The sequence below is a fragment of the Gammaproteobacteria bacterium genome (assembly GCA_030680605.1).
GTDB lineage: Bacteria > Pseudomonadota > Gammaproteobacteria > SURF-13 > SURF-13 > JAQBXX01.
In genome coordinates, this window is record JAUXUQ010000002.1 from 39,920 (window position 1) to 52,805 (window position 12,886).

Sequence of the window (12,886 nt, forward strand, 5' to 3'; positions counted from 1 at the left end):
TATGGCTACCGACTACGACATCCTGATTGTTGGCGGCGGTATGGTCGGTGCCAGCCTCGCCTGTGCACTGGGCAGAGACACAGCACAACCACGGGTCGGCGTGGTGGAGGCCATGGCGTTCAACCACGTACAGCAGCCGAGCTACGATGCGCGCACTACCGGGCTGTCATACGGCAGTCGCCGTATTCTGGAATCCATGAATGTGTGGGATGGCATTGCGGCTGAAGCGGTGCCGATCAAAAAAATTCACATCTCGGATCGTGGACATTTCGGGCGCACGCGTCTCGCCAGTGCCGATCATGGTGCGGAGGCGTTTGGCTATATCGTGGAGAACCGCGTGCTGGGTGCGGCGATGATGCAACGCATGACGGTTGCGGCCAATGTGGAGCTGCTGTGTCCGGCTACCCTGCGTGATCTCAATGTCGACGCTGATGCCGCGCACGCAACCATCGTCCGGGATGACGGGCGCGAGCAACTGCTGCATGCACGGCTGGTCGTGATCGCCGATGGCCAAAAATCCGTTGCCCGTGAGCGGCTCGGTATCAGTACAAAACAGCGGGACTATGGCCAGAGTGCGCTGGTGACGACAGTGACATCTGGGCGCGGGCATGACCATACTGCCTTTGAACGCTTCACCCATACCGGCCCGCTGGCGATATTGCCGTTAAAAGAAAGCCGTTGTGCGGTGGTGTGGACGTTAAGTGCGGATGAGGTCGAGGCCGTGCTGGCGCAGAGTGATGCAGAATTTTTGCAGGGGTTGCAGGCACATTTCGGCAGCCGCCTTGGCAGGCTGAGTGCGCCCGGTACGCGGCGGGTGTATCCACTGATGCTGCAATGTGCCGAAACCCTGGTGCGCCCGCGCGCCGTGCTGATCGGTAATGCCGCACACACTCTGCATCCGATAGCCGCGCAAGGCTTTAATCTGGGTCTGCGTGATGCAGCGGTGCTCGCGGGTCTGGTGCACGAGACAGTGAGTCACGGCGGCGATCCGGGTGACGCACAGCTGCTGGAGAGTTATGTCCGGCAACGGGCGCGTGACCAACGCAGTGTGACGGCCTTCACCGACGGCCTGGTGCGGTTGTTTTCCAATGATTTCCTGCCGCTGGTGCTGGCGCGTAATGCGGCACTGGTAGCGGCCGATATCATTCCCGCGCTCAAGCGTTCCATAGGGCGCCGGGCCATGGGGCTGGCGCATTACAGCCGTCTGCGGCGTCAAAACCGCGCATAATACCGAAACTGTTTATGTTAATCTGCATTGAGGTGAGCGCATGAAGAAGACATGGATATTGGTGGCACACCGCTCGGGCGCCCGGTTGTTTGAAAATGATGGTCCGGGCAAGGGCCTGAGGGCCGTGCGGGAGATTGCCAACCCGGAGGGGAGGCTTAAAACCCATGATATTACTTCGGACAGACCCGGGCGCACTTCCGACAGTCAAGGTACGCACCACAGCTATGGTAAGGAACTGCATGACCCCAAGGAGCACCTGGCACAGCAATTTGCCAGGCAACTGGCGGGCGTGTTGAATGACGGCCGCAACCAGCATTGCTATGACCAGCTGGTTCTGGTCGCCGACCCGCGCTTTCTCGGCGAACTGCGCGAGGCGCTCGACCAGGCGACTGCCGCACTGGTCACGGCCACATTAAACAAGGATCTGGTCAACGTCGATGATCATGATATCCTGCAGCACCTGAGTGATGTGATCAGGTTGTAGCATCACATCCGGTTATGCAGCGTCTACCGGACCAGGTGTGAAATATTTTTAAATTCTGCGTGGGCGGCATCTCGCAGCCACTCAAACAACACAGACTCGGTGTTGGTCACCACGACGTCACTGTGACGCAGGCGTGCGAGGGCGTTTTGATGATGCCCTTCGGCGCGCGAGCAGACGGCGTCTTCAATTACAAATATTTCCCGGCCAGCACGCTTCAGCTCCAGCGCAGTTTGCAGAATACACACGTGCGTTTCCATGCCAGCGAGAATGACCTGTGCGCGGCCGCTCGCGTTCAGTGCGTCCATGAAGCCCGCTGCCGCACAACAGGAAAAACAGGTTTTTTCTATCGGTATTGTCTGGGCCGGGAGCAGTGCCGCAAGCCCAGCCTCGGTGTTACCCAGGCCCTTGGGGTATTGCTCGGTAACGAGCAGCGGGATGTTTAACAGGGTGGCAGCCTGCAGCAGTGTGCCGCTGTTGCGCAACAGGCGTTCGCGTGCGGCGTCCGGCATGGCGGCGCTGAGTCGTGTTTGCGCATCGACCAAGACCAGGAGACTGTCACTTGCTCTGCACAACATTAGCGTAGTCCCCCTTGCCGAACTCCATGGGGTTGCTTACGGATGTAGCCAGGTGTTGATGTGTGCCAGATCGGCCGGGCTTAATGTGCCCGCTGCCTGTTTGAGCCGCAGGGTCTGCAGGATGTAGTCGTAGCGGGCACGGGCATGGTCACGCTCCGTGCGGAACAGCTCACGCTGTGCATCCAGCACATCCACCTCGGTGCGGGTACCGACCTCGAGTCCCACCCTGGTGGACTCGAGTGCGGTGTGGTTGGAGGTAACGGCCTGTCGCAGTGCCTGTACCCGGCTGATATTGGCGGTTACCGAGAGGTAGGCATCACGCGTCTGCCGCAGCACGCTGCGTTGTTGCTGTTCCAGTATGGCCAGCGCCTGGCTGTGTCTGGCGTGTGCCTCGCGCGTGCGCGAGTTGATGAGGCCGCCCTGATAGAGTGGAACATTGAGTTGGAGTGTCAGTGTGTCGCCCAGTGTTTCGCTGCCGCCGAAGCGCCCACCGCCGGATTCCGCGAAGATCCGGTTGCCGACGATATCGACGCTGGGGTAGTGGCCGGCGCGTTGTCGTTCAATTTCCTCGAGGGCGATTTCAGCGCCGGACTGGGCGGCGCTGATCAGCAGATTTTGCCGCAACGCGGTATCTGCCCACTGCTGTATGTCCTGTGGCTCGGGTGTAACCAACGGGATCTCTGCTTGCAGCGGGATCAGGCCGCCATGTGGTTGCGCAGTAATTTCCCGTATCGCCTCATGGGCCGAGGCCAGTCGCCGTTCGGCGTCAATTTCCTGGGCCACGGCCGAGTCATAGCGCGCCTGGGTCTCTTGTACATCGGTGATGGCAACCAGACCGACGTCAAAACGCTGCTGGCTTTGTTCGAGTTGCTGGCCTATGGCCTTTTTCTCGGCTAATGCAAACACCAGATTATCCTGCGCCGCCAGCACGTCGAAGTAGGCCGTGGCGACGCGCGTCATGAGCTCCTGTTCGGCGGCATTGTAGATGGCCTCGGCCTGGGCAATACGGGCATCGGCCTGGCGTAATTGCACATAGGTATCGCGGTGATAGACCGGCTGGGTGAGCGTGAGGCTGTAGCCGTTGCTGTTGAAGTGTGTTACACCGGCAGCGCTGGCGGGCTGCGAGATGTCCAGCCGATTGGCGGTGGTGTTGGCGTTGGCGCTGATGGTGGGCAGCAACAAGGCCTCGCTCTGCGGCTTGCTTTCAAGCACGGCAAGCCGCGCAGCCTCGGCACCTTTCAGTTGCGCATCGTTTTCCTGCGCCAGACGGTAGACGTCGAGTAAATTCTCGGCGTGTGCGGGAACTGCAAAGGCAGAGATGGAAAAACACAAGGCGAGGAGGCTGTGGCGCATGGGTTATACCGCTCGTTCTGAAGCAGACTCGGGCATATAGGATACCTGTTTCCGCGCGCGCGATACCAGCGTATACACCGTGGGAATCACGAACAGGGTGAGCAACGTACCGAGCAGCAGGCCACCGACGATGACCCAGCCGATGGGCTGGCGGCTCTCGGCGCCCGCGCCGCTGGCGAGCGCGAGCGGCAATGTGCCCAACACCATGGCGGCGGTAGTCATCAGGATGGGACGCAGACGCAGGCTGGAGGCTTCGATCACGGCGCTGCGCAGATCGTGGCCACGGGCCTGCAGTTTATTGGCAAAGTCCACAATCAGGATGCCGTGCTTGGTGATCAGGCCGATCAGCATCACCATGCCGATCTGGCTGTAGACATTGAGTGTGCCGCCCGTGAGCTTGAGCGCCAACAGCGCACCGGTAATGGCGAGCGGTACAGTAAGCATGATGGTGAAAGGGTCGATGAAACTCTCGAATTGTGCGGCGAGCACGAGATAAATAAACAGCAGCGCAAGCACAAATGTGAGATACAAGGCGGCGCCGGATTCCTTGAATTCCAGCGATTGACCGTCCAGCGAGGTTCGCGCACTGGGGGGCAGGGTTTCCCTGGCAGTCTTCTCCATGAAATCGAGTGCGTCGCCGAGCGAATGTCCGGGGGCGATGTTGGCGCTGATGGTGGCCGAACGCAGGCGGTTGAAGTGATTCAGTTCTTTGGGCGCAACGTCTTCTTGCACGCGCACGATATTGGAGAGTTGTATCAGTTGCCCGTCGTTGCCGCGCACAAAAATAGACGAGAGATCGCTGGGGTCGCGCCGTTCCGCGTCGCGCAGCTTGACGATGACATCATACTGTTCACCTTCACGCTTGAAGCGCGTCACCTGACGTCCGCCGAGCAGGGTTTCCAGGGTGTGGCCGACCGTGTCGACACCGACGCCGATGCTGGCGGCCTTGTCGCGATCCAGCTCCACGCTGAGACGCGGCTTGTTGAGCTTGAGGTCGCTGTCGAGATTTACCAGCCCAGGAAACTGCGACAGCTTGGCAGTAAAGTCGTCCACCAGGGTTTGCAGCTCCGCGTAGGATCCAGCCTGGATGACAAACTGTACCGGCGGATTGCGAAAGCTTTGTCCCAGTGACGGCGGGCTGATGGGGAAGGCCAGCACGCCGGGCAGCATGAACATCTGGGGGCCGAGCGCGGCCGCGATCTGCTGCGCCGAACGTGTCCGCTGTTCCCAGGGCTTGAGGTTCACAAACGAAAGCGCCATGGTCACCGGGTTGGGCCGCTCAAGTCCGGGGGCGACGACCATAAAGTAAGTGTTGACCTCGGGCACCTGGGCATACAGTTGTTCGATCTGCTGCGCATAGCGGTCGGTATAGCCCATGGTGGAACCCTCGGGCGAGAACATGAGCCCGATCAGGATGCCGCGATCTTCAAGCGGTGCCAACTCCGACTTGATCATGACGAACAGGCCTGCGCTGCTGGCCGCCACCAGTGCGCCAATCAGGATCACGGCCAGGCGCTGGTTAAGTGCGCGCGTGAGCAGGCGCTGATAACCCTGGTTGAGCGCAAGCAGCCACTGCTCACTCAACTGATACAGTCGACTGTGGCTCTTTTCATGGCGCAGGATTTTTGAGCACATCATGGGTGTGAGCGACAGCGCGACAAAGCCGGACACCAGTACCGCCGCCGCGACAGTGAGCGCAAATTCGGCGAACAAACGCCCGGTATTGCCGGTGGCGAAGGCCAGCGGCGTGAATACCGCTACCAGGGTGAGTGTCATGGCAATGACCGCGAAGGCGATCTCTTTACTGCCTTCCAGCGCGGCAGCCAGCGGCGCCATGCCGTGCTCAATGCGGCGCTGAATGTTCTCCAGCATGACGATGGCGTCATCTACCACCAGACCGATAGCGAGTACCAGCCCGAGCAGGGTGAGGATATTGATGGAGAAGCCCATGGCATACAGGAAGATGCAAGCGCCGATCAGCGATACCGGGATGGTGACAAACGGAATCAGGGTTGCGCGCAGCGTGCGCAGAAACAGGAAGATGACCAGCATCACCAGCACCAGCGCTTCGAGCATGGTAGTAAACACAGCGTCTATCGACTTTTCAATAAATACGGACTGGTCGAAGGCCACCTTTAACTGCATGCCTTCGGGCAGGGCCGCCACGATTTTGGGCAGCTCTTCTTTGACTGCTTGCCCCACGGTGAGTGTGTTGGCGGTGGACTGTTTGACGACGCCGAGACCCACGGCCGGGTTGCCGTTCACACGCACGGCGTTACGCTCGTCCGCCGGCCCGATCTCGGCATTGCCCACATCGCTCAGGCGCACCGGGTAACCGGACACTTGGCGGATGATGATGCGGTTGAATTGCTCCGGCGTGCGTAAATCGGTTTCGGTCAGTACGGTGAACTCACGCTGGTCGCTCTCGATGCGGCCGGAAGGAATTTCCAGGTTCTGGCTGCGCAGCGCGTCTTCCACGTCCTGTGGTGTGAGCTGGTAGGCCGCGAGGCGGTCACGGTCGAGCCAGATGCGCATGGCAAAACGCCGCTCGCCGCCGATGATCACGCTGGCCACGCCGGACAGCGTTTGCAGGCGGTCTTTCACAATGCGGCTGGCGTAATCCGTGATTTCCAGCTGGTCGTGGTGATCGCTGGAGAAGGCGATCCAGATGATGGCCTGGGCGTCGGCTTCAATCTTTGCCACCACTGGTTCGTCCACGTCGTCCGGCAACCGTCCGCGCGCGCGCGACACCCGGTCGCGCACATCACTGGCGGCCGCATCCGGGTCGCGGGTACGTACAAATTCCACGGTGATCTGGCTTACTTCTTCGCGACTCGTGGATTTGATGGTTTTGATGCCTTCGATGCCGGAGAGGGTGTCTTCCAGTGGCCGCGTCACCTGGCTTTCTATCACCGGGGCGCTGGCGCCGGTATAGACGGTACGCACCGACACGATGGGTGCATCGATGTTGGGGTACTCGCGCACCGTAAGACGTTGATAGGAGATGATGCCGATCAGTACCAGCAACAGGCTCATCACCGTTGCCAGCACCGGTCGGCGGATGGAGAGTTCGGAAAGTGTCACGGCGTGTCAGCGGTCGGTGGCTGGGTATCGCTGTCCGGCGTAAGCGGGCGCACCGGCGCGCCGTCACGTAGTTTGGTCTGTCCGGCCGTGACTACGGCATCGCCGGCCTGCAGGCCGTTGGTGATTTCCACCGCGCCTGCGCTGCGTTCACCGGTTTGCACGACGGTCTGCACCGCCTTGCCATCGACAATGCGATAGACGATCTGCTTGCTGTCGAGCGGTACCAGTGCCTGCTCCGGCACCAGCACGGCATCAGGACGGGTGTCGAGCACCAGCGACACGCGGGCAAACATGCCGGGGCGCAGCAGCTGATCGGGATTGGGCACCCGCGCACGCAGCAACAGGGTGCGTGTCTGTTCATCTACGCGCGGGTCTATGGCGTAGATACTGCCGCTGAAGCTCTGTGCAGGGTAGGCATCTACCTGCAACACGGCCTCCTGCCCCGGCTTGACCGACGCGAGATAGTTTTCCGGTACACGGAAATCGAGTTTCAGTGTCTGGATGTCCTCCAGGTTGACGATGTCCTGCCCTTCCTTGACGTAATCACCGACACTGACCTGGCGCAGCCCCAGTATGCCGGCAAAGGGGGCGGTCAGACGGGTCTTGGCCAGCCGTGCCTCGGCCAGCGCCAACTGGGCCTGCGAGCTGCGCAGATTTTCCTGCGCCTCATCGTAGTTCTGCTGGCTTAACAGTTTTTTCTGCAGCACATCGCGCGCGCGGTCGAAGTTGAGCTGATTGAGTCGCACCATCGCCGCACTCTCCGCGCGCTGGGCCCGTTGCTCGGAGTCGTCGAGCCGGATCAGTGCGACGCCCGCCTTGACGGTATCGCCCTCGGTAAAATGTATCGACATGATGCGGCCGGCGATCTCGGAGCGGATAATCACCGACTCGTTGGCGCGTAAGCTGCCAACGGCGCTGACACTGCGTTTGACTACACCATTGTAGGCAGTGGCTGCCTCTACCGGCAGCGCCATCGCGCCCGGCGGGCCGCCTTTGGCATTGGCGCCGCCGGGTGGGTTGTTGTCACTGCAGGCGTTCAGTAGTAGCAGGCTGCCCAGCAGGAGGGTAGGTACCGCAAGGCGGGCTGTTCGGGTCGGACACATGTTATGAGCTACCTTGGCGGCTGGGGGGAGGCACGATGCCGGTGAGTATGACGTCGACGACCATCTGACTGTAGCGCAGCGGGTCATCGGCAAAATCCACGTCCGGGAAGTGGCGCAGCATGTCGCGCCCCTGGAAGAAAAAGATATTGGTGCCGACCAGCAGTTGGGCGATGAGCGCCGGGTCGAGTTCTGCACGTAATTCACCGCGGTTCTGGGCGTGGCGCAGAATGTCTACCAGGCGCGAGAAGTTCTCGCCACACAGTTGCTCTGCCAACTCCTTGCCGCGGCGCACGCCACCTTCCAGCAGTTCGCGTTGTACCAGCCGCGTAAGATGGTAATGACGATCGAGGTGGGCGATATGGGCGGCGGCAAAATGTCTCAAACGCTCGGCCAGATGGCCGTCATGGTTTACCAGTTCGTCGACCAACGTGCGGGCCTCGGCGCAGGCCGTGCCCAGCACGGTCTGGTACAGCGTTTCCTTGGAGGAAAAGTGATGGAAGATGTTGCCCTTGCTGACGCCCGCCTGCTCGGCAACCATATTAATGGATACGCCGTCATAGCCGTACTCGGCGAATAAACGTTCGGCGGTTTGCAGAATGCGCTGGGCTGCTTCCGCCAAGGTGTGAGGCGGCTGAATGGCGGGCGCAGAGGCGTTGCCGGGGGCCACAGAGATATCCTTGCTGGTTGGAAGCGCCGGGCCATTGTACAAACCGAATGGTCGGTTTGCAACCTTGGGGTAGGCCTAAAACACGAAGGCCTGGGCGGCGGGTGCGTTGATCAGGGGCGGGATATCGGTTTCAAACAGGCTCTCGCGGGTCCATTCGGCAGGCCCCAGCCGCGTAATCAGCAAGGCCTCCATGCTGGGTGCTTGACCCACCACCATGAATAAGCGGCCGCCGACACTCAACTGTTGTTGGAGCTGCTCAGCAAACAGTGGCAACGACCCGGTGACGGCAATAACGTCATAGGGCGCGTGCGGTGCCCAGCCACCCGCCGCGTCGCCTGCTTCCAGGGTGACATTGGTAATGCCGTGTGCGGCAAGTTTTTCACCCGCGGACGCAATAAAATCGGCAAAGATGTCCACGCTGTATACCTGTTTGGCAGAGCGTGCCAGCAGGGCGGTGAGGTAGGCGCCGCCGGTGCCAATTTCGAGCACGTTGTCGGAAGGCTGGACGTCGAGCGCTTGCAACAGTCTCGCCTCCATGCGCGGTGACAGCATGACCTGGCCATGGCCAAGCGGCAGTTCAGTGTCGGCGAAAGCGAGATTGTGATGTGTGGCAGGGACGAACTCCTCGCGCGGCAACTGGGCGAGTAGCGCCAGCACCCGCGGATCAAGCACCTCCCACGGGCGGATTTGTTGTTCAATCATGTTGAAACGGGCTTGTTCGATGTTCTTCATTGCAGAGCCTGAAGCGGATTCAAAATTGAGGCACCCATGGTACTGACAACGCTGTCGCCAAGTCTATACCGATCAGCGTTCCCCACCCTGCGGGCAGGGGTGGTACCGGCTTGCAAAGCCGCCTGCTATCAGCTACGGTGCAGGAGGCAGCTAGGGGTGTTTGTTCATGTGTTGCGCATGGGCAGGCTGAGATGGGGCGCAAGCCCATAACCCTTTGAACCTGATCCGGTTAACTCCGGCGTAGGAAAGCGGCAGCACGTTTTGCCTGCGCCCGTGGCATAGACATATTTAAGGTGATACATGAGCGCACTCCCCGAGAAACATCTGAGCCAGACCGCAGCGCTGGACCCGGCGGTTACCCAGGCCTTCCCCCAGTCGCGCAAGATATACGTTACCGGCAGTCGGCCAGACATCCGCGTACCGATGCGCGAGGTGAGCCTCTCCGATACACCGGCGAGTCTCGGTGCCGAACAGAATCTGCCCGTACACGTGTACGACACCTCCGGGCCTTATACCGACCCGGCGGCGCACATCGATCTGCGCCAGGGGCTGCCGGCCTTGCGCACGGCGTGGATACAGGAGCGCGGCGATACCGAGCAACTGAGCGAGACCAGCTCGCGTTATGGCCGTGCCCGTGCGACTGACCCGGCGCTTGCGGCCCTGCGCTTTGCCCATCTGCACAAACCGCGGCGGGCGCAGGCGGGCGCCAACGTGACCCAGATGCATTATGCGCGGCGCGGTATTATCACACCTGAAATGGAATTCATCGCCCTGCGCGAGAACCAGAAACTCGATCTGGCGCGCGTGCACGGCTTGCTGGAGCAGCAGCATCCGGGCGAGTCATTCGGCGCCGCCATCCCGCAGCACATGACGCCGGAATTTGTGCGCGACGAAGTGGCGCGCGGGCGCGCCATCATTCCGGCCAATATCAACCATCCCGAACTGGAGCCGATGATCATCGGCCGCAATTTTCTGGTCAAAATCAATGCCAACATCGGCAATTCTGCCGTCACTTCCAGTATTGAGGAGGAAGTGGAAAAAATGGCCTGGTCCATACGCTGGGGCGGCGATACGGTGATGGATTTATCCACCGGCAAGAACATCCACGAGACGCGTGAATGGATCATCCGTAATTCGCCGGTGCCCATCGGTACGGTGCCGATTTATCAGGCGCTGGAAAAGGTGGACGGCAAGGCGGAGGAGCTTACCTGGGAAATTTTCCGCGACACGCTCATTGAGCAGGCCGAGCAGGGGGTGGATTATTTTACTATCCATGCAGGCGTGCGGCTGGCGTATATACCGCTGACCGCGAAGCGGGTCACCGGCATCGTGTCACGTGGCGGCTCCATCATGGCCAAGTGGTGTCTCGCCCATCATCAGGAAAGTTTCCTCTACACGCACTTTGAAGACATCTGCGAGATCATGCAGGCCTACGACGTTTCCTTCTCACTTGGTGACGGCCTGCGCCCCGGCTCGATTGCCGACGCCAATGACGCTGCGCAGTTCGCCGAACTGGAGACCCTGGGCGAACTGACCCAGATCGCCTGGAAACATGACGTGCAGACCATGATTGAAGGCCCCGGCCATGTGCCCATGCATATGATAAAAATCAACATGGATAAGCAGCTCGCGGAATGCGGCGAAGCGCCGTTCTACACGCTGGGGCCGCTCACTACCGATATCGCGCCGGGCTACGACCATATTACATCCGCCATCGGCGCAGCCATGATCGGCTGGTACGGTTGTGCCATGCTGTGCTACGTCACGCCCAAGGAGCATCTGGGGCTGCCGAACAAGAACGATGTGCGCGAAGGCATCATCGCCTACAAGATCGCTGCGCACGCCGCTGACCTCGCCAAGGGCCATCCCGGCGCGCAACTGCGCGACAATGCCCTTTCCAAGGCCCGGTTTGAGTTTCGCTGGGAGGACCAGTTTAATCTCGGCCTCGATCCGGAACGGGCGCACGAATATCACGATGAAACCCTGCCCAAGGAGTCCGCCAAACTGGCGCACTTCTGTTCCATGTGCGGGCCCCATTTCTGCTCCATGAAAATTACCCAGGATGTGCGCGAATACGCCGCACAGAAAGGTATTGAGAGTGACGCGCAGGCGCTGGCAGAGGGCATGCAGGAAAAGGCGCGTGAGTTCAAGACCCAGGGTGGGCAGGTCTACCATAAGTTATAGCAATGCCTGTCTGGGCGGCCCGCAGGAGGCCTGAGTCCGTGTTGCAAAAGCCATTCAAGCCAGTCCGTGCGCACCCGTTACCCTGATATACAAGCCTACGCCGAGCATCGGCTGGCGGTCGAGCCGCCGCATGTGCTGCATGTGGAGGAATGCGGCAATCCCGCAGGCGTGCCGGTGCTGTTTGTGCACGGTGGTCCGGGTGCGGGCTGCGAGGCCTACCATCGGCGTTTTTTTGATCCCGCCTTGTACCGCATCATTCTGTTCGACCAGCGCGGTGCGGGACGCTCCACGCCGCATGCGGAACTGGAGGGCAACACCACCCAGGCGCTGGTGGCGGATATGGAGTATATCCGCACCCAGCTCGGCGTTGAGCGCTGGGTATTGTTTGGCGGTTCGTGGGGTTCGACGCTGTCGCTCGTGTATGCGGAAACGCATCCGGCACGTGTGCTGGGCCTGATATTGCGCGGCATATTTTTATGTCGACCGCGCGAGATCGAATGGTTTTACCAGCAAGGCGCGAACCGGATTTTCCCTGACTACTGGCAGGATTTCGTGCGCCCGATTCCGGAGAGCGAGCGCGGTAATCTGGTGCAGGCCTATCACCGGGTACTGACCGGGCCGGACGAAGTGGCGCGCCTGGCGGCGGCCAAGGCGTGGTCAGGCTGGGAAGGTCGCGCACTCACGCTGTTGGCAAGCCCGACCGTGCTCGACCACTTTACCAATGCCCACACAGCGCTCAGTCTTGCGCGCATCGAATGTCACTACTTCATGCACGACAGCTTTCTCGAGCCGAACCAGATTCTGCGCGATGCGCACAGGCTACAGGACATACCGGGCGTGATCGTGCATGGCCGTTACGATATGGTATGCCCCTTGGCGAGCGCGTGGGAGCTGCATCAGGCCTGGCCGCAGGCGCAGCTCAATATCATTCCCGATGGCGGACATGCGGCGAGCGAGCCTGGTACCACGCACGCGTTGATTGAGGCCGCAGACGCGATGGCTCGACGCTTCCAGGCCAGCCTGCCGTGATTGCGCTGTTGCAACGTGTGACGCAGGCGCAGGTAACGGTGGATGAAGCCGTGATCGCGCGCATCGGACCGGGTCTGCTGGTGTTTGTCGGTGCGGAGCGTGATGACAAGGAGACGGAGGCCGACAGGCTGTTGGCGCGCATACTGGGGTACCGCGTGTTCGCAGACGCACAAGGCAAAATGAATCACAGCCTGCGTGATGTCGAGGGTGAGTTGTTACTGGTGCCGCAATTCACGTTGGCGGCAGATACCCATAAGGGTATGCGCCCGAGCTTCACGCCGGCGGCGATGCCGGAGCAGGGTGCACGCCTGTTTGACTACCTGCTGTGCAAGGCCAGCGCCGGGTATGGGAAAGTGGCGTGCGGCCGTTTCGGAGCAGACATGCAGGTGTCTCTTACCAATGATGGCCCGGTTACATTCTTGTTACGCATGGCGCCGTAAGACGCCA

At 60.7% G+C, this 12,886-nt stretch carries 11 protein-coding genes and 1 riboswitch; of the genes, 5 read left to right on the plus strand and 6 right to left on the minus strand.

Features of this window, described 5'->3' with window-relative positions; translation table 11 throughout:
• Position 1: 1 nt before the first annotated feature.
• Positions 2–1,228, plus strand: coding sequence for a 2-octaprenyl-6-methoxyphenyl hydroxylase (ubiH, locus tag Q8L89_01635; GenBank protein MDP1707768.1), 1,227 nt, complete (start codon positions 2–4; stop codon positions 1,226–1,228).
• Between the two features lie 40 nt (positions 1,229–1,268).
• Entirely contained in the window at positions 1,269–1,712 is a 444-nt protein-coding gene (locus Q8L89_01640; protein MDP1707769.1) for a host attachment protein, read from the plus strand.
• 23 nt (positions 1,713–1,735) lie between these two features.
• On the opposite strand, the gene Q8L89_01645 is transcribed toward Q8L89_01640, so the two are convergent.
• The 6 genes from Q8L89_01645 to Q8L89_01670 form a co-directional block, all read right to left on the minus strand.
• The gene (locus Q8L89_01645) at positions 1,736–2,287 is read right to left on the minus strand and encodes a hydrolase (protein MDP1707770.1); all 552 of its coding nucleotides are present in this window, start codon (positions 2,285–2,287) and stop codon (positions 1,736–1,738) included.
• Between the two features lie 36 nt (positions 2,288–2,323).
• Entirely contained in the window at positions 2,324–3,640 is a 1,317-nt protein-coding gene (locus tag Q8L89_01650) for a TolC family outer membrane protein (protein MDP1707771.1), read from the minus strand.
• A 3-nt stretch (positions 3,641–3,643) separates the two neighbouring features.
• Positions 3,644–6,724, minus strand: a complete 3,081-nt coding sequence (locus tag Q8L89_01655) for an efflux RND transporter permease subunit (GenBank protein ID MDP1707772.1) — start codon at positions 6,722–6,724, stop codon at positions 3,644–3,646.
• Entirely contained in the window at positions 6,721–7,827 is a 1,107-nt protein-coding gene (locus Q8L89_01660; protein ID MDP1707773.1) for an efflux RND transporter periplasmic adaptor subunit, read from the minus strand. The genes Q8L89_01655 and Q8L89_01660 overlap by 4 nt, the downstream gene beginning before the upstream one ends.
• Position 7,828: 1 nt before the next feature.
• Positions 7,829–8,494, minus strand: a complete 666-nt coding sequence (locus Q8L89_01665) for a TetR/AcrR family transcriptional regulator (protein ID MDP1707774.1) — start codon at positions 8,492–8,494, stop codon at positions 7,829–7,831.
• Between the two features lie 75 nt (positions 8,495–8,569).
• Positions 8,570–9,226: a protein-L-isoaspartate O-methyltransferase gene (locus Q8L89_01670; GenBank protein ID MDP1707775.1), complete on the minus strand. Its 657-nt coding sequence runs from the start codon at positions 9,224–9,226 to the stop codon at positions 8,570–8,572.
• A 142-nt stretch (positions 9,227–9,368) separates the two neighbouring features.
• A riboswitch (TPP riboswitch) is annotated at positions 9,369–9,490 on the plus strand.
• A gap of 36 nt (positions 9,491–9,526) precedes the next feature.
• Here Q8L89_01670 and thiC point away from each other — a divergent pair.
• From thiC to dtd, 3 genes are all read left to right on the plus strand, one after another.
• Positions 9,527–11,410: a phosphomethylpyrimidine synthase ThiC gene (gene thiC, locus Q8L89_01675; protein ID MDP1707776.1), complete on the plus strand. Its 1,884-nt coding sequence runs from the start codon at positions 9,527–9,529 to the stop codon at positions 11,408–11,410.
• A 66-nt stretch (positions 11,411–11,476) separates the two neighbouring features.
• Complete coding sequence (gene pip / locus Q8L89_01680) at positions 11,477–12,439, plus strand: prolyl aminopeptidase (protein MDP1707777.1); 963 nt, start codon at positions 11,477–11,479, stop codon at positions 12,437–12,439.
• Positions 12,436–12,879 (plus strand): D-aminoacyl-tRNA deacylase, encoded by a 444-nt coding sequence (gene dtd, locus Q8L89_01685; GenBank protein ID MDP1707778.1) that lies wholly within the window; start codon positions 12,436–12,438, stop codon positions 12,877–12,879. Before pip ends, dtd begins: the two co-directional genes overlap by 4 nt.
• Positions 12,880–12,886 lie beyond the last annotated feature (7 nt).

Excerpts from the sequence above, each read along its gene's own strand:
- ubiH (MDP1707768.1), top strand. The coding sequence starts at position 2 with ATGGCTACCGACTACGACATCCTGATTGTTGGCGGCGGTATGGTCGGT.
- Q8L89_01640 (MDP1707769.1), top strand. The coding sequence starts at position 1,269 with ATGAAGAAGACATGGATATTGGTGGCACACCGCTCGGGCGCCCGGTTG.
- Q8L89_01645 (MDP1707770.1), bottom strand. The coding sequence starts at position 2,287 with ATGTTGTGCAGAGCAAGTGACAGTCTCCTGGTCTTGGTCGATGCGCAA.
- Q8L89_01650 (MDP1707771.1), bottom strand. The coding sequence starts at position 3,640 with ATGCGCCACAGCCTCCTCGCCTTGTGTTTTTCCATCTCTGCCTTTGCA.
- Q8L89_01660 (MDP1707773.1), bottom strand. The coding sequence starts at position 7,827 with ATGTGTCCGACCCGAACAGCCCGCCTTGCGGTACCTACCCTCCTGCTG.
- Q8L89_01670 (MDP1707775.1), bottom strand. The coding sequence starts at position 9,226 with ATGAAGAACATCGAACAAGCCCGTTTCAACATGATTGAACAACAAATC.
- thiC (MDP1707776.1), top strand. The coding sequence starts at position 9,527 with ATGAGCGCACTCCCCGAGAAACATCTGAGCCAGACCGCAGCGCTGGAC.